General features: G+C 44.3%; 14 protein-coding genes. 6 read left to right on the forward strand and 8 right to left on the reverse strand.

Going from position 1 to position 16359, the window contains the following annotated elements; translation table 11 throughout:
* Positions 1-14: 14 nt before the first annotated feature.
* The 3 genes from B3R91_RS00490 to uraD form a co-directional block, all read right to left on the reverse strand.
* Positions 15-1355 carry a urate hydroxylase PuuD gene (locus B3R91_RS00490; RefSeq protein ID WP_286795781.1) on the reverse strand — a complete coding sequence of 447 codons (1341 nt, stop codon included), beginning with the start codon at positions 1353-1355 and terminating at the stop codon, positions 15-17.
* Between the two features lie 112 nt (positions 1356-1467).
* Complete coding sequence (gene uraH / locus B3R91_RS00495; protein WP_068407216.1) at positions 1468-1836, reverse strand: hydroxyisourate hydrolase; 369 nt, start codon at positions 1834-1836, stop codon at positions 1468-1470.
* Positions 1837-1875: 39 nt separating this feature from the next.
* Positions 1876-2397: a 2-oxo-4-hydroxy-4-carboxy-5-ureidoimidazoline decarboxylase gene (gene uraD / locus B3R91_RS00500; protein ID WP_286795783.1), complete on the reverse strand. Its 522-nt coding sequence runs from the start codon at positions 2395-2397 to the stop codon at positions 1876-1878.
* Positions 2398-2643: 246 nt separating this feature from the next.
* Here uraD and B3R91_RS00505 point away from each other — a divergent pair, with 246 nt between their 5' ends.
* Positions 2644-3309: a TetR/AcrR family transcriptional regulator gene (locus tag B3R91_RS00505; protein WP_068407211.1), complete on the forward strand. Its 666-nt coding sequence runs from the start codon at positions 2644-2646 to the stop codon at positions 3307-3309.
* A 45-nt stretch (positions 3310-3354) separates the two neighbouring features.
* On the opposite strand, the gene B3R91_RS00510 is transcribed toward B3R91_RS00505, so the two are convergent.
* Positions 3355-4788 carry a uracil-xanthine permease family protein gene (locus B3R91_RS00510; RefSeq protein ID WP_286795785.1) on the reverse strand — a complete coding sequence of 478 codons (1434 nt, stop codon included), beginning with the start codon at positions 4786-4788 and terminating at the stop codon, positions 3355-3357.
* Between the two features lie 741 nt (positions 4789-5529).
* Between B3R91_RS00510 and B3R91_RS00515 the strand changes: the two genes are divergently transcribed.
* Together B3R91_RS00515 and B3R91_RS00520 are read left to right on the forward strand one after the other, a co-directional pair.
* On the forward strand, positions 5530-7593 hold the full coding sequence (locus tag B3R91_RS00515) for a TonB-dependent receptor domain-containing protein (protein ID WP_068407205.1): 2064 nt from the start codon (positions 5530-5532) through the stop codon (positions 7591-7593).
* Between the two features lie 155 nt (positions 7594-7748).
* Complete coding sequence (locus B3R91_RS00520) at positions 7749-9164, forward strand: PepSY-associated TM helix domain-containing protein (protein WP_286795788.1); 1416 nt, start codon at positions 7749-7751, stop codon at positions 9162-9164.
* A 12-nt stretch (positions 9165-9176) separates the two neighbouring features.
* Here B3R91_RS00520 and B3R91_RS00525 read toward each other — a convergent pair whose 3' ends face one another.
* From B3R91_RS00525 to B3R91_RS00540, 4 genes are all read right to left on the reverse strand, one after another.
* On the reverse strand, positions 9177-9947 hold the full coding sequence (locus B3R91_RS00525; protein WP_286795790.1) for an ABC transporter ATP-binding protein: 771 nt from the start codon (positions 9945-9947) through the stop codon (positions 9177-9179).
* 52 nt (positions 9948-9999) lie between these two features.
* On the reverse strand, positions 10000-11094 hold the full coding sequence (locus B3R91_RS00530; protein WP_286795792.1) for an iron chelate uptake ABC transporter family permease subunit: 1095 nt from the start codon (positions 11092-11094) through the stop codon (positions 10000-10002).
* Between the two features lie 120 nt (positions 11095-11214).
* Positions 11215-12324 carry an ABC transporter permease gene (locus B3R91_RS00535; protein ID WP_286795794.1) on the reverse strand — a complete coding sequence of 370 codons (1110 nt, stop codon included), beginning with the start codon at positions 12322-12324 and terminating at the stop codon, positions 11215-11217.
* A gap of 96 nt (positions 12325-12420) precedes the next feature.
* Positions 12421-13476 carry a siderophore ABC transporter substrate-binding protein gene (locus tag B3R91_RS00540; protein ID WP_286795795.1) on the reverse strand — a complete coding sequence of 352 codons (1056 nt, stop codon included), beginning with the start codon at positions 13474-13476 and terminating at the stop codon, positions 12421-12423.
* A 356-nt stretch (positions 13477-13832) separates the two neighbouring features.
* Here B3R91_RS00540 and B3R91_RS00545 point away from each other — a divergent pair, with 356 nt between their 5' ends.
* The 3 genes from B3R91_RS00545 to B3R91_RS00555 all read left to right on the forward strand — a co-directional run bounded on the left by B3R91_RS00545 (position 13833) and on the right by B3R91_RS00555 (position 16152).
* Positions 13833-14801 carry an energy transducer TonB gene (locus tag B3R91_RS00545; protein WP_286795797.1) on the forward strand — a complete coding sequence of 323 codons (969 nt, stop codon included), beginning with the start codon at positions 13833-13835 and terminating at the stop codon, positions 14799-14801.
* A gap of 181 nt (positions 14802-14982) precedes the next feature.
* The gene (locus B3R91_RS00550) at positions 14983-15675 is read left to right on the forward strand and encodes a MotA/TolQ/ExbB proton channel family protein (protein WP_286795799.1); all 693 of its coding nucleotides are present in this window, start codon (positions 14983-14985) and stop codon (positions 15673-15675) included.
* Between the two features lie 75 nt (positions 15676-15750).
* Positions 15751-16152 carry an ExbD/TolR family protein gene (locus B3R91_RS00555; protein WP_068407187.1) on the forward strand — a complete coding sequence of 134 codons (402 nt, stop codon included), beginning with the start codon at positions 15751-15753 and terminating at the stop codon, positions 16150-16152.
* Positions 16153-16359: the final 207 nt, after the last annotated feature.

Here is a 16359-nt window from a genome sequence, read left to right on the forward strand (position 1 = left end):
GTCTCATTAAATAACTATAGCCCTGAAGCGTAAGCGACGAGTTGTTGGCGTTCTGCATCGGTCAATTGAGTGAGATTGCCCAGTGGCATATAGCCAGTTTGTACCGCTGTGACAATTTTGTCTTGATGGATTTTCATATCTGCTGGCGTCTGCAAAATGATGCCCGCTGGCGGTGCGGCAAATCCTTGCTGGGTTGGCTGCGCCGCGTGGCAAGTGGTACAACGGGTGTGGACGATATCCATAATGGCATCATCTGCTGAGGCACTCACAGGTACGACTTCGGTAGCCGCTTCATTGGCAGCGCCAGTTTCGGTAGCAGCACTCATTTCCGAGTTATCGGCTGAACCAGCAGTAACTGGTGGCGTAGTGTCCGATGTAGTGTCTGGTGTAGCGTTTGCTGTAGAAACAGAGGCACTAGCAGCGGGTAATGGCTCAACAGGGGCAGGACGCATCCAAATAATCAATAATACTGTTGCTAATGCCGGAATCCAGAGGAATTTTGGCTTGTGATGCCCCAAGTGTTTTTGATTAAAATAATGACGTACCGTTGCTGTGATGATACCGACAAATACCAACACCAACCAACCGTGCGCATGTGAATACATCATCGGATAGTGGTTGCTAATCATGGTAAAGATAAGCGGCAAGGTGAAGTAGTTATTCATCAGCGAGCGGTTTTTTGCTTGTAGCGCCAAATCGGCCACTTCTTTGCCCGGTTTGACGCCGCGGCGCACACAATCTACCAGCGCACGCTGAGCAGGCATAATACCAAAGAAAACGTTCCCCGCCATTACCGTCCCTAAAATGGCACCGATATGGATAAACGAAGCACGGTCACTAAATAGCTGATAAGAACCCCAGCAAGCGATCACTAGTAATATAAAGATAATACTGCTAAAAATCAGCGAGTTTTTACCAAGACGGCTACGAACAATCACTTCATACAGAAAGTAGCTACCAAATAAAAACAATAAGCTGGTCGAAATCGCGCCGATACTGCTGCCAAAAGCGACTTTACTGGGATCAATCAGATAGGCAGTCGCATTGAAATAATAAACGATAGCCAGCATCGCCATGCCAGTAAGCCAAGTGGTATAAGCTTCCCATTTAAACCAATGCAGGGTTTTTGGCATCTCTTCTGGTTCAAGCTTATATTTGGCTATTTCATAAAAGCCGCCGCCATGTACCGCCCATAAGTCACCGGATATACCCTTGTCCGCCTTCCACTGTGGCGGCTTACGTAAACTCATGTCTAGCCAAACAAAGTAAAAGGAGGCGCCAATCCACGCCACGCCAGCGATGACGTGAAACCAGCGGAAAAATAAAGCGACCCAGTCGAGAAGATATGCACCCATGCGCGAATTGTCCTTTTCTTTGCAATACTTTTTTATTCAATGTTTGGTTCAGCGTTCTGTCGTTAATTGAAAACGGTAAAACAGACAGCTATAAATCCATTAAGCCATTCATTTATGAACCGCGATAGGTACTATAGCCGTGTGCGCTGAGCAGTAGCGGTACATGGTAATGACCGCCATCACTGATCATAAAATCGATGACTACTTGCGGGTAAAATGCCGTGAGATTTTGCGCGTCAAAATAGGCTTGGGTCGCAAACGTCAAGGTATAACGGCCAACATCTAAATGATATTTAGCGATATCGATACTAGTATCAAATTTCCAGCTGTCAGCGGCAACTCGACCATCGGCGTTGGTGACACCTGTTGCCAATAGATAGGTCTCACCGTTTGCAGGCACGCGGTGGAGGGTGACTGCGATATCAGCGGCAGGTTTGCCAAGATGGGTATCTAAAATGTGGGAAGAGAGAGTGCCTGACATGATCATTCCTTTTATATAGTAAAAATAAGCACATTTATCTTAAGCAGTGCCGAGTAGTTTTTGTAAGCGTAAACGGGTGATTTTATTTTGCTCAGTAGCCGCATTGAGTAGCTCAGTGGCGCGGTCATTTGGCAGGCGTGCGAGTAACAAACCCAGCATTTCTTGCGCGCTTTTGCCGGTCGCAAAGACGATAAAGATAAAGCCAAATTTAGCGAGATACTCTTGATTGCCTTTTGCCAATGCTTCAATAACATCCATGTCAGCATTATTGGCACCAGATTGCTCATGCGCCGCGCTGTCTTGCGTATTGCGGTATTTTTCTTTTAATGAGTCAACGTTGCCGATTTGTGGATGACCATCAAAGGCCTCAAGCAAATTGGCTTCTTGGGTTTGCGCTTGCTGCCAAGCTTTGTCGCTACTGGCAAGTAGGTCGTTTATATCTGCAAAAGGGCGAGAACCTGCTACGTCATGCGCCCATTTGCTACTGGTGCAGCAGGTCAATAGTTTTGAGAGTGCTTCGGCTGGCGAGAGGGCATTAAATTGCGCTAGTGATAAGCTCACAGTGACATCCTTTTCATTTAAATTTAAAGCTTTTTGTTCTTATATTTAATTGAGTGATAAGTGGTTTAATAACATCCATTCTGCTTAAACCTGACCATTTGGTCAACTGTTTTATGCAAATTATTTTTATACGCTGGCGAAAACCCTGCTATATTTTCGCTAAATAAAAAATAAAATTGGCTTATCAGTGCTGTTATATGTTGCAATATGGCTACTTATTTATCCTCCTATCCAATGGTTTATCTTATGACCCAACCTAATCAAACATCTCAAGCGTCCGATTCTGAGGCGCCTATTCATCGTAATCAGCAAGATATCCGCGCCCAAAATCAAGCAGTAATTTTGGCAGCTGCAGAAGAAGAGTTTGTATTACAAAGCTATCGCGGCGCTACGATGCAGGGCATTGCTGATCGGGCAGGACTACCAAAAGCCAATGTCCATTACTACTTTAAAAATAAAAAAAACCTCTACAAAATGGTTTTGCGCTCTATTATTGAAGAATGGAACGATGGTTTGGTGACAATGACCGTCGATAGCGACCCAAAAGCCGTGATAGAGAAGTTTGTACGCACCAAATTACACCAAGCGTTTGTGCATCCAAACCGTCATAAATTGTTTGCGTTAGAGGTCATCGGCGGCGCCCCATATTTACATGACTTTATGTCGACAACCATGAAAGAGTGGGCGCTTGATAAATCACAAGTGATGAAAACTTGGCATGAGCAAGGCAGAATTGGCATCGCTGACCCATTGCAGCTGTTGATTTTGATTTGGGCAACGACGCAGCGTTATGCAGAATTTGAAACAGAAATCGTCGGTCTGCTACAAAAAGACGCTTATGATAAGCAAGATGAAGCGCGCGCGGCTGACTTCTTAATACCCTTTATTCTGCGCGGTTGCGGGCTTGAATAGCGGATTTTACATAGCGCGCCATTTATTCAACCAAGCCCGCTGCCGTTATAACGGCTGACCTTCAACCTCACTTTTCGGCAACACGCGCACAGGTTTTAGACCATCTTCTATATGTTGATCAGACGTATCAAACTCGACGCCATAGTTCTTTGGCAAAATCATATCCAACGTGATAGCGACGATACCTGACATGGTCACTGCCGAGCCAAAGATATTGCGGAACAGCTGCGGCGTTTGCGCAAAGACATCAGGAACAAACGCGATACCCATCGATAAACCAAGCGAAGTCGCAATAATTAAGATATTACGGTGGGTAAAATTCACTGTGGATAGGATGCGGATACCCGCAGTAGCAACGGTTGCGAACATCAATAGCGTCACGCCGCCAACCACAGGCTTTGGCAGCTGCGTAAAGATAGCGCCAAGGATAGGGAATAGCCCCATGGTAAATAAAATCGCCGCCACATAAAAACCCACATAGCGGCTGGCGATACCAGTCATTTGAATGACGCCGTTATTTTGGCTAAAGGTAGTGACGGGAAAGGTATTAAATACCGCGGCAATCCACGAATTGACCCCATCACCTAGCACGCCGCCTTTGATACGCTTTTCGTAGACAGGACCTTGAATAGGTTCGCCTGAAATCATTGAAGTTGCGGTCAAATCGCCTGAGGTTTCGATACTGGTAATGATGTACATAAAGGCAATCGGAATAAACGCTTGCCAATCAAAGCTCAAACCGTATTTAAAAGGAATAGGGACGGTAAGTAACGGCGCTTCAGAGACTAAAGAGAAGTCAATACGCCCCATCAACATCGCCGCAAATAAGCCAAGCATCAAACCGATAAAAATAGCGCTTGAGCGAATCACTTTATTATTGACGATACTAATCAGTACCACACTGATCAGCACCCCGCCGCCCAGTAGTAAATTTTCCATACTACCAAAGTTTTCGGCACCAACCCCGCCCGCCAAATCAGTCAGACCTGTTTTGGTTAAAGACAAACCAATGGTGACAATGACGCAGCCAGTAACGATAGGGCTCATCAAAGATTTAAGTTTGGTGATGAACTGGCTTAAAAATATTTCGACAAATGCGCCGAAGAATGACACGCCAAAGATGACAGAAAGAATCTCCTCTGGGCCACCACCTTTATTTTTTACCACAAAACCTGCGGCAAGGACGGCAGCCAAAAAGCCAAAACTGGTGCCCTGTAATGCCATCAGCCCCGAGCCGACGGGCCCTACTTTACGGGTCTGAATAAAGGTGGCGACCCCTGATACCATCAGTGACATGCTAATCAGATAGGGGATGTGCTCTCCCAATCCCAAAGCGCCACCAATGATTAAAGAGGGCGTGATAATACCAACGAAAGCGGCAAGTACGTGCTGTACCGCCCCTAAGAAAGCTTTTGCAGGAGCAGGGCGGTCATGCAGTCCATATAATAAATCAGGGTTTCCTTGAGTAACTTCACTCATTTTGGCTTTCTCCTAAAGTGACTTTTAGTCCAATCTCTGAAGGTAGACCTAAACAGCGTAGGAAAACTGATGATTTGAGAGTTGAGTCCGTGACTTAAAAAAGCCTTTCAGTAAACTCTAGATCTTCATCTTGTTTCTCTAGCTATCTAAGCATTTACTAATTTTCCAACAGAGAGTCGCACTTTTCCGTGTGCTAATAAATAAAAGCAGCTCACCATTATTTATCAATATTGCCAGATATGGTGATGAAAACCTGACTAATTAGTCAGTTATCTAAGGGTATAGCGAAAGCCTTGCTTATTGCAATGTTTTTTTTGCGATTAAAATATTAATTTGTTTCATCTCGGCGATTTAACAAAACCTTAATGCGCTTATGACAAATAAAATTACGACTGCTATTAAGTACTTAATAGCAGTCGATGTTAGGTGCTGCTTAACTTTCACAATGTCATCTATCTTATTGAATTAAATTCCTCACTTTATTTATTGCCAAATTGTTAATACTTCGTTATTATGCCTGTCATATTTCAAATGCTTATCATTATCATTAGTGTTAATCATGTTATTTCTATATGTATTTGTTGATTGAGTAGGCGTGGTCAATCAATAAAACACAAAAATTTTAATAGAAAATAAAAAGCAAAATCCCAAATTGTTTTTTTCGGACCATCTTTTTCAAACTGTCTTTCTAAAGTGGCACTTAAATCCTTCAATCCTAATAGTAAGTAAAGTGAGTGTGTTATGCGTGAAGTTAAGTCAGCAACATTTTCTAATCAATTAACGGTGTTATCGGTCGCTGTTTCAGCAATTCTGTGTTCACAGCTGGCGGTTGCGGCAACGGATGTGCCTAGTACGACCTTACAAACCATCACCGTAACTGCCAACAGCTCGGTACGTGAAAAGGTGCAAGAGGATGGCGTCGATGTCGAAGACTATACGCCTGCACAGCAAGCAAGCCATTTAAGCGATTTTTTAAATGTGGTGCCAGGCGTGACCATAGGTGGTACGTCAGCGGTCAACCAGCGCATTCGTATTCGCGGTCTTGAAGATAGCAACCTAAAAGTCACCATTGATGGCGCGCGCCAAGAAGGCAAGCTGTTCTATCATATGGGCGATATCACCATTGATCCTGATTTGCTCAAACAAGCGGATGTGGCAGTGGGTAACAATTCTGTCACGCTCGGTAATGATGCACTTGGCGGCGCGGTTGCTTTTAAAACGGTCGATGCCGCTGACTTACTTAAACCTGGTCAAAAGATTGGTGCCAAGCTAAAAGCAGGTTATGCCAGTAATAATGATGAGCTACTGACGTCAGCCACGGTTTTTGGCGCACCATCTGATAATGTCGATTTATTGGCTTATTATGGCAAGCGTGATACCAGCTCGGGTGAAGACGGTGAAGGCCGTGAGTTGTTTGAAGACAGTGAGAGCGAGAGCTTCTTATTAAAAGCCGGTGCTTATGTTGGTAATGACCATCATGTAGGTGCAAGCTTTAGCCGTACTGAGAAAGAAGGGATTTTCCCATTCCGTCCAGATTTTCCGAGTCGCTCTGAGCCACCAATTCCGCAACAGGTGAAGCGCGATACTTATGGTATTGATTATAAGTTTAATCCTAGCAATCCGCTGATTGATATAGATACCAATGTGTATCAGACTAAAACCCGTATTTTGCGCGATTCTGATTATATCAATGATCCAGGTTTTGATTTTAACGCGCAAGTCCAAACCACAGGCGCAAAAATCCAAAACACCAGTGACATTGCTACCAATGTTGGCACGCACAAGCTCATCTCTGGGATTGAGCACTACAAAAAAGAATCGGAGATGGAGCGCGACTTCGTTAAAACAGGGTCAGACGAGGCAACAAACACCTCTGTTTATCTAGAAGACCAATGGAGAAACGGTAAGCTCACTTTAACACCCGGTGTGCGTTATGACCGTTATAAATCTCCTGAGTTTATCGCTGGGGGCAAAACCTATGACAATGTCGTCGGTGCACTTGCTGCAAGCTATGAGATTGCACCACTAACGCAAGTATTCGCTAGCTACACACAGTTATTTAATGGTCCTGATTTAAGCCAAACCATCTTTAATTCGGACGGTGATAAAACGTATGTTAATAATGACTTAAAAGCAGAAGAAGGGTCTAACGCTGAAGTGGGAATCGTTACAACCTTACGTGACCTAACGGTCGCCGGTGATGCCCTGCAACTAAGCGGTAAATATTTTGAAACCGATATCGAAAACTATATTGAGTTTGTGAGATCAGGTGGGACAAGACCGGGCTTGAACTGTGCAAATGGACAACCAGGTGGCGATTGCCAAGGTGTCATCAATAAAGATGAAGATTTTAAAATTAAAGGCGTTGAGCTCGCCGCTGATTATAAAATGAATAACTTTAGTATGGGTTTGAGCTATTCGCGAGCGCGCAGTAAAGGCGACAAAACAGGCTATAGTATTCCATCAGTGACCGGAAGCAGCTCAGAGTCGGGTGATAAATATATGGTCAATTTGGCTTATAGTCCAACGGAGACCACAGATATTGGCTGGCGCAGTACCTATGTCGCTTCAGTAATGCCAAATACTAGCGCGAATGATATTGAAAAACCAAGCTATGACGTTCATGATATATTTATGAACTATTCGCCAAAACAAATTGAAGGACTAAAAGCCACGGTTGGCGTTTACAATCTTTTCGATGAAGCTTATGCTAGCCACTCATCTCGCCTAAACCCGATTGATGATGTTGCTACTGACTTCGAGCCAGGTCGTAATATCAAAGCTTCTTTAACCTATCAGTTTTAACCCTGTATTTATTTTCTAGTCGCAATAGAGCCAGCTTTTTATAAAAAAGAGCTGGCTTTTTTATCGCTATTTTTTGGCACTCAAACTTTCTTTTTAAACATTACGCTTCGGCTGTAGCCCCATTAATCCTATATATTCATAAAGAATCAGCACTCATGACTTCACTTTCATTATCTTCTTTTGCATCGAATATACGCCGTATTTGTCTATGGATTCATCGTTATACTGGGCTTGTGATGGCAGGCTTTTTAATCATGGCTGGCATTACTGGCTCGTTATTGGCTTTCCATGCCGAGTTGGATGATGTGTTTAATTATAAATTGGCTCAAATTGAGCGGCAAGATGGGCCACAGCTTCCTATTGCAACCCTGCACGACAAGGTGATCGCCGCCTATCCAGAGTACAATTTTTCTAGTATGCCAACATCATTAGAAGCGGATAAATCTGCGGTATTCTCGGTCGATAGAGCCAGAGGTCAAAGCGCTAAAAATCAACCTAAAGCCCCGTTTCAAGAGGTTTATGTAAACCCTTATAACGGCGATATCGTAGGAACGCGTGATAAAGACGCGTGGGCGTGGCGTAATACCATGTGGAAAGTATTTTGGTTGCACCGTGATTTATTGCTCGGCGATATTGGTAAGCTGCTGCTAGGTTTGATTGCCCTTATTTGGACGATTAACTGCTTTATTGGCTTTTACTTGACCTTTCCTAGAGCTATTAACGGTAAAAAAGCATTGCAGAAAACTGTACCTAAAACTACGCCTAAAAAACGTGCGTCTTTTATTAAGCGCTGGCTACCGGCGTGGAAAATCCGCCGCAAAACCAATACCTTTAAGCTCAATTATGATTTGCATCACGCTTTTGGTTTATGGTTGTGGCTGATGCTATTTGTCATTGCGTGGTCGAGTGTCGGTTTTAATTTAAAATCGGTCTATCAACCCGTGATGCAAGCAGTGGTTGGGTTTGAAGGTAGAGAGGGTAAAAGAGAAGAAAAAGGCAAGTCAAAGACAACAGATAAATCGAGCGAGCAGGCTATGTCAGCCGTTGCACCAATGAGCACTGAAACGGGTAGTGAAACTTTTGCTAATAAATCCAAGATCAATAAAGCCAATAGTATTGCGTATTTAACTGAGCAAGCGCATATTGCTGCGCAAAAAAATGGCGTAACCGTACAGCAGAAATTGGGTATCCGCTGGCTTGCGGAGGAGGGGCAATGGCAAATGCGTTTTAAAACCGACAAAGATGTCGGCACTCACGGTGGTGCCTCGTCTATCACAGTGTCTGCGGCGACTGGCAAAGTTGAAAAGGTTAATTTCGGTTATCAAAGCGCATTTGGTAATAAAATCGACCAATGGTGCTCAACCTTACATATGGGACATATTGGACAGGGTAACGCTCATTTACTGTATCAAATATTTTTAGCAATGATAGGGTTGGCCGTGGCAGTCTTGTCCGCTACCGGTGTGTATTTATGGGTCAAAGGTAGTCAAAGCCGATTAAAGCAAAAATTGACCATTAAAAATAAATTTTCAAACCATTACGGAAAACCAGCTATTAAAAAACAGCTATAAAACACCTCGTACTTAGACCGTATCGACAATCACGGGTCGGCCTTGATGGTTAAGGACAGTCACATCGACTTTGTACAGCTCTTTCATGGTTTCATGCGTAAGAACATCAACAGGCGTGCCGGTTGCCAGTACGCGACCCTCTTTCATCGTCACTACCGTATCGGCAAATTGCGCAGCTTGATTGATATCGTGCAAGACAATCACCACGGTTTTTTGCTCAGTATGGCTCAATTCGCGCAGCTCACGCATCAGACGGCCAGCATGATACATATCTAGATTGTTGAGCGGTTCATCAAGGAGTAGGTACGGTGTATCTTGGCAGACAATCATCGCAATCAGCACGCGTTGACGCTGACCGCCAGAGAGCGTCGATAAAAAGCGCTCGGCTAACGGCTCAAGCTCAAAGCGTTCGATAATTTCCTGCACTTTTTGCTGATCATCAGCCGTTGGTTGTCCTTGATGATAAGGATAGCGCCCAAACATCAGCAGCTCATGCACACGCAACCGACCTTGTACTTGGTTGTCTTGCCCAAGCATGGCTACGGTCTTAGACAGCGTTCGTGCATGACAGCTGACAATGTCATGCTCCTCATTCCCTATAACGAAACTGACCTGCCCTGATTGTAGCGGTTGCAAGCGCGCCATCACCGAAAACAGCGTCGATTTACCCGCACCATTTGGTCCTATTAAGGCAATCACTTGCGAGGGCGGTAAAGACAGGCTGATGTCATGCAGGATTTGCTGTTTGCCAATATGGTGGGAAACATTATTTATTTTAATCATAGCAGTTCTTGTTTTTAGAAAAATTTAACCGTTGCGTTTTAAAAAGTCATCATTAGCGGCGATAGGTCATAAATATGAGTAATAAAAATACCAAGCCGCCTGCCAATTCAATCACTACTGACAATACACCCGCCATGCCGAGTACTTGCTCAAATATGGTTTGACCGAGGACCAAGCAAATCATCGCCACCAAGCTGACCAATATCAGACGCTCACTGTGATACATATGGCGCGCGATACGATTGGTCAAGGCGCAGACCAGTAAGCCAAAAAAAGTTACCGGACCGACCAAGGCGGTTGCCGTAGCGACTAATACCGCAATGACCGTTAATAGCCCAAAGGCGAGGCGTTGATAGTTGATACCAAGGTTAATTGCTTGTGGTTTGCCCAACATCAAGACATCGCATTGATAGCGCCAGCGCCAGATAAATAGCGCACTGATGACGCAAATAACAAAGCTAATGCCCAAAAGCTGCGGATTGACCGTATTAAACTGCGCGTAACTGGCCGATTGGACTACCACGAAGTCATCGGGGTTAATGAGCCGTGCAACCAGCGCTGATAAGCTGCGAAACAACACGCCAAAGATAACGCCTACCAGTATCAGCCGCGTTAAATCCTGACTGCTTTTTGAAAACAACAGTCGAAACAACAATAACGACGCGCCAAACATGAGGACGATTTCAAGGGTAAATTTGGTAATGGGGTTGATGCTGGTAAAACTAATTGCGCCTAAAAAGAACACCAATAAGCTTTGTAATAACACATACAGTGAGTCAAAGCCCAATAAGGAGGGTGTCAAAATAGGATTGTGGGTTAAGGTTTGAAAGAGCAGGGTCGATACGCCGATGGCATAACCGACGACCATTAGCGCCAGTAATTTTTTACCGCGTAATGGCAGGGCAAAGTCCCAATAGCCATTGACGTTAAGTGTCAAAAACAGTGTCATTGAGATAAGTAAGATAATCGCGGCAATGGATTTTGGATGACTGGCGATAAAGGTCCAAAGTTTTGCTAAAGGGTTTTGAGTAGAGGTATCTTCAAGGCTGTCATTGTCTAAAGTAGCATTTGCTAGAGCGCTCTTTTTTGCCGAGCCAGTCTTGGTAGAATTGTCATTTATAAAGTTATGCTTAGACGATGAGAACATGAATAAATCCTACTATGCTACCTTCAATAGTAACAACGCCAAGCTTATCTAATCAGACAACAGGACGAATAAATTAAGAAAAGTGTTAACAATCAGGCAGCGACAAGATTGCGCTAGGGCTTATTGCTCAGCAGGCGCACGTAATAACAACCATAAAAATATCACCGTGCCGACCACACCAAAAACTGTCGCCACAGGCACTTCAAAAGGATAACGAATGGAGCGCCCGATAATATCACAAAGTAGCACGGCTGATGCGCCTAAGAGCGCGACTGCGGGCAAGCTGCGACGTATTTTATCGCCCATAATGCGGCTAACGATATTGGGTACGACCAAACCGATAAAGGGAATCATACCAACGGTTACGACGACGACAGCGCTCATCATCGCCACCATGCCAACACCAAGCCACGTCACTTGTCGTTTACTAATCCCCAAGTTTAGCGCGATATTATCGCCTAAACCGACGATGGTCAGTTTATCGGCGATAATATAAGCCAGCACGCATAGTGCGCCCGTCAACCAAAGCAATTCGTAACGTCCAGCTAATACCGAAGAGAAGTCGCCAAATTGCCAAACGCTAAGCATCTGTAATGATTCAGTTTGGTAGGCGATAAAAGTGGTTATCGCCTCGATAATGCCACCAAAGACAATACCAATCAGTGGAATCATCAAAAAATCCGTCGGCGGAACGCGATGTATCAGCAGCATAAAGAGCATCATGCCCGCGACTGCCGCAATGGTTGCGACACCCATTTTGACCAGTAGCGCGCTGGCTGGGAACAATAAACTGACTACCAGTAATCCCAATGCGGCGCTTTGGGTTGCCCCAACCATCGAGGGTTCCACGAAGCGGTTTTTAAGCACCACTTGAATAATCATCCCAGCCACCGCCATCGCGATACCCGTCAAAATAATGGCAACGGTGCGCGGAATACGGCTCACCAACATTAATGAGCTATCAGAGTTGGCGCTTTGACTGATAAGGCTTTGCAAAATACCTGACCACGAAAAATCTGCCACCCCAATGGATAAGCTTAATAACACCAAAAGCCCCATAATAATGAGGCTGGCTGTGTTTATTAACCACGGCGGTATCGCAGCGCGGCGCTGTTTATCGCGGGCGTAGCGGCTGCCACTACTTGCACTCGGCTGCCAGCTTGATGGCGCAGCTGGCAGAGTAGAGCTGGTTTTAACGCTGGCTTGAGCACGAGGTGAAAATAATGGCATAACGGCTACTGGCTTACGAATAGGGTTTGAAAATTTTTATGGATAGCAACTGTCATAAGCAACAGCTGCTACTTGTATCTTGTATAGCGTCAAAATTTATTTTGCCTTAGTAAAGGCGTTTTTAATCGTCGTTAAATCCTGTAGCCACTGATAATAACCACCAAAGGCTAAGTAAGAGTCTGGGCTTAGATACACTACCTGGGCTTTATCCCACGCAGTGGTTTGCGCCACCAGTGGGTTGTCCAATACGGCTTTGGCACCCGCACCATCTTCACCGATTGCAGCGCTACGATCGACGACGAACAACCAATCTGGATTGGTCTTTTGTATGTATTCAAATGAGATAGGCTGACCGTGACGCGCATCAGTGATTTTATCATCTGCCATTGGAATATCTAATACGCTGTGAATAAAACCATAACGCGACTTATCACCATAGGCTGACAGCTTATTGCCATTGACCATGACCACCAAGCCTTTGCCTTTATTTTCTTTGGTTAAAGCTTTGGTCTCGTCAATCAGCGTGTCAATATTGCCTTGCAATTTCACTGCTTGATCGCTTTTGCCAAATAACGCACCCAAATCGTGTAAGCGCTGCTTGCTTGACTCATAAATATTTGCCGTATCGATGCTCATATCCAGCGTGGTTGCGATACTCGATAGCTCATTGTATTTTTCTGCCATACGCGAGCCGATCAAAATTGCTTGCGGCTGCATGGCGTTCAACGCTTCAAGATCAGGCTCAAATACCGTGCCGACTTCTTTAGGATCAGGATGTACTTTTGACTGTAAGTTATCTAAATATAGCCCACTTGGCATACCGTCAACCGCTACGTCAAGTGCCGCCAAATCTTGCATCAAGGTCATATCATAAACGACCAATGGTGATGGATTCATGGCCAAATCGACTTTACCTTTTACCGTATCAACTGCGATGGTCGCAACAGAAACGTTGTCATTTTCAGCTACATTCGAGGCCGCATCAGCCGTTTGGTTTTCAGCTTTGGTTTCTGTTATCTCATTATCACTTGAATCAGGCGAACTACAACCTGCTAAGCCAACACTAGCAATGAACGCGGTCATCATGGCGGTCAATAATGGACGTTTAACAAGGAGGCTTGCGGTACGATTAGAACATAAAGTAGTAGTCATAAATAACTCGGTATATCAAAGGTTTGGTTGGTATTGTTATAAGAATGCTAAAAAAACAGCAGAATAATGATAAAAAATAGCGGCTTTATAATTAAAGTTTTACGATCATTTGCTATTTTCACTATAAAAACAATTGCCATGATAAAGTAATTGAGACTTATTATCAATATTAACGATAATGGTTTTTATTAACTGACTTTTCATTCATTAAATTTTTAGTTTTAAACAACTTTGCTCAAGAACTTTGCTTAAGATAGGCAGTAAAAAAATGGAGAGATTAAAAATTTACTATTGATAATAGTTATCGTTTGCATTATTATCTACGCTATTCTATAACGGTTAAATGTTAGGGTGTTATGAGTTCAACGGATTTAGAGGCGCCACCACTTAGATTGATACTTATCGCTATTATTTTAGTGGTCGGGCTACACCTGCTTACCGCAATCGCTTTGGTGATCATCAAAGCGCCTATGCTTAAAGATGAGCCCATTAAAGAGACGCCGCCGCTTGAAATCCAAATGGTCACATTACCTACTCAACCCATCGAAAACGTGGTTACCGAGGTAGAGGAAGTGCCGCAAAGTAAAGCTGAATCTATACCAACGTCTAAACCCGAACCCAAGCCTGAACCAAAAACGCAACAAAAAATGAAAGCGGTTACGCCAGTAGATCCAGTGGTAAGAGAAGAAGAACCAATCGTTCAGAAAGAAAAACCTGTACAGACGCCGCCTATAAAAGAACCACCTGTAAAGAAAAAAATAGAAGACAAGCCACCAGTTATTGATAAGTCAGTCGCTGACGAACAGCGCCGTATAATAGCTGCGCAGGCAGAAAAGGCAGCGCAACAAGCGGAAAGACAAGCGCAAGCAAAAGCGCTGCAAGAAGCGCAGGCGCAAGCGGCTCGTGACGCTCAAGCGCAGGCAGACGCCAATGCCGCTAAAGAGGCGGCGCAAAAAGCAGCGCAGGCAAAGGCTGAAAGAGAAGCGGAAGCCGCTGCTCGAGCAAAAGCAGAGGCTGCGGCAAGTAATGAGCCTGTCAATTTTACCGCCAGTGCTGCGAACTGGGCATCGGCGCCAAACTTTAGCTTTCCTGACCGCGCCGCTCGCCGCGCCCGTTCGGGAGATACGCTCAACGTGGTGTTGGTATTAAGAGTCAATAAACAAGGCGGTATCGATAGCATACGTGTGGCCCAATCGTCAGGAAATCCGCTGTTAGATAAAGAAGCACAGCGCCAAGTGCGTTCAGGTAAATTCAAACCCTTTACCAAAAACGGCGCGCCAGTGGTCGGCAATGTCACCCTGCCAATTGCCTATGCGGTTCCTTAAATATAAAAGACTGGGTGTAGAAAAGCGCATTTATACAAGCAGATATAAAACAACCGACACATACAAAATATAGTGAAACACAGCGAAATATAGCAACGATGTACGAAAATAGTTATCAAAACTCGTACTGCTAACAATCATAAAATGACAAGTAACGACATCCCACATTAAGGAGTCTGATATGGACTTTACAACCTACTGGCAATATAGCGATATGGTGACCAGAACCTTATTCTTTTTGCTTCTTATTTTATCTATTGCCTCTTGGGTGACGGGTATCATTCGCATATTGCAAAGTCGCAAACTGGCAGCTAGCGTCGCCGATGATTTGAGTGCGCAGATTCATAGTAAGCAGGTCAGTTTGGTTGAAAGCGATGCCGCGTCTCGGCGTTTGGTGATTGAGCAGACGTTACTCAAGCATATCGGTCGCTATCGTTTTGCCAGTGAGCGCGGTTTGCCGATACTTGGTACGACAGCAGCAATCGCGCCGTTTATCGGTCTGTTTGGCACGGTGTGGGGTATTTTCCATGCGCTGCATAATATCGGTGTCAGTGGTCAAGCAGGATTAGGACAAGTCGCAGGACCTGTCGGTGAGGCCCTTATTATGACCGGTTTAGGGATTGCTGTTGCGATTCCGGCGGTGGTGTTTTATAACCTTGCGATACGTATCAATCGCCGCGTCATGTATCACGCCAATGATAGAGCGCATGATTTATTGGCACAATCTAGCGAGCTTGCTGCAGTGCAACAAGCGCCAATTCAAAAGCCAGCAGTCCAACGTGATACTACTAATCAAGTAACGCAGTTAACGAAGCACTCAAATGCAGATAAACAAGCTGAGCATTATCATAAATCCGCACCATCGCAGTTGTAGTGATGGTTCAGTAGAGATAATAAGCCAAAAAAGCACGAGCAGCAAAGACGACAATTAACGGTATTGAGAACAATTATGGCATTTCAATTGGGTGACGATGACAGTCAAAGCATGAATGAGATGAACCTTATTCCGCTTATCGATATCATGCTAGTATTGATGATTATCTTTTTATTGACAGCGACCGTACTGAATCCAACGGTGCCATTGGATTTACCGAAAACCAGTGCCGAGGTCAATGAAACACCGCCCGAGGCGATTCAAATTAGCATCGATAAAGATGCAGGTTTGTTTTGGGATGACAAGCCTATCAGTATAGAAGCATTAGAAGTGCGTCTGCAAGAACAGTCGGCGAATGGCAAGGATCCTTCTATCCAGCTGCGTGCCGATAAAGAAAGTAGGTATGATACCGTGGCGCAAGTGTTGGCGGCAGCCAGTCAAGCAGGATTAACGAAGGTGGCTTTTGTTAACGAATAAAGTTTAAACGACTGATTAATAAGTAGATGAGCAGTAAAAATAGTTTTTAAAACAATAAGCTAGCAAGATAAATAAGTAAGCTTAGTAATAAGAAAATAACCACGACAATAACAAGAATAATTAAAATAATAAACTTTCTCTCCCGCCTCGCTTGGGCAACCTTGCGAGGTTATCTTTTTTTAGCAACCGTTCCAAAAATCTTACTCA

Origin of the sequence: Psychrobacter sp. UBA6291 (assembly GCF_002439405.1) — a bacterium.
GTDB classification, from domain to species: Bacteria; Pseudomonadota; Gammaproteobacteria; order Pseudomonadales; family Moraxellaceae; genus Psychrobacter; species Psychrobacter faecalis.

Bases quoted from the DNA above. Each gene is read 5' to 3' on its own strand.
- B3R91_RS00505 (WP_068407211.1), top strand. From the start codon at position 2,644: ATGACCCAACCTAATCAAACATCTCAAGCGTCCGATTCTGAGGCGCCT.
- B3R91_RS00540 (WP_286795795.1), bottom strand. From the start codon at position 13,476: ATGACTACTACTTTATGTTCTAATCGTACCGCAAGCCTCCTTGTTAAA.
- B3R91_RS00515 (WP_068407205.1), top strand. From the start codon at position 5,530: ATGCGTGAAGTTAAGTCAGCAACATTTTCTAATCAATTAACGGTGTTA.
- B3R91_RS00535 (WP_286795794.1), bottom strand. From the start codon at position 12,324: ATGCCATTATTTTCACCTCGTGCTCAAGCCAGCGTTAAAACCAGCTCT.
- B3R91_RS00545 (WP_286795797.1), top strand. From the start codon at position 13,833: ATGAGTTCAACGGATTTAGAGGCGCCACCACTTAGATTGATACTTATC.
- uraH (WP_068407216.1), bottom strand. From the start codon at position 1,836: ATGTCAGGCACTCTCTCTTCCCACATTTTAGATACCCATCTTGGCAAA.
- B3R91_RS00525 (WP_286795790.1), bottom strand. From the start codon at position 9,947: ATGATTAAAATAAATAATGTTTCCCACCATATTGGCAAACAGCAAATC.
- B3R91_RS00490 (WP_286795781.1), bottom strand. From the start codon at position 1,355: ATGGGTGCATATCTTCTCGACTGGGTCGCTTTATTTTTCCGCTGGTTT.
- B3R91_RS00555 (WP_068407187.1), top strand. From the start codon at position 15,751: ATGGCATTTCAATTGGGTGACGATGACAGTCAAAGCATGAATGAGATG.
- B3R91_RS00510 (WP_286795785.1), bottom strand. From the start codon at position 4,788: ATGAGTGAAGTTACTCAAGGAAACCCTGATTTATTATATGGACTGCAT.
- B3R91_RS00530 (WP_286795792.1), bottom strand. From the start codon at position 11,094: ATGTTCTCATCGTCTAAGCATAACTTTATAAATGACAATTCTACCAAG.
- B3R91_RS00520 (WP_286795788.1), top strand. From the start codon at position 7,749: ATGACTTCACTTTCATTATCTTCTTTTGCATCGAATATACGCCGTATT.
- B3R91_RS00550 (WP_286795799.1), top strand. From the start codon at position 14,983: ATGGACTTTACAACCTACTGGCAATATAGCGATATGGTGACCAGAACC.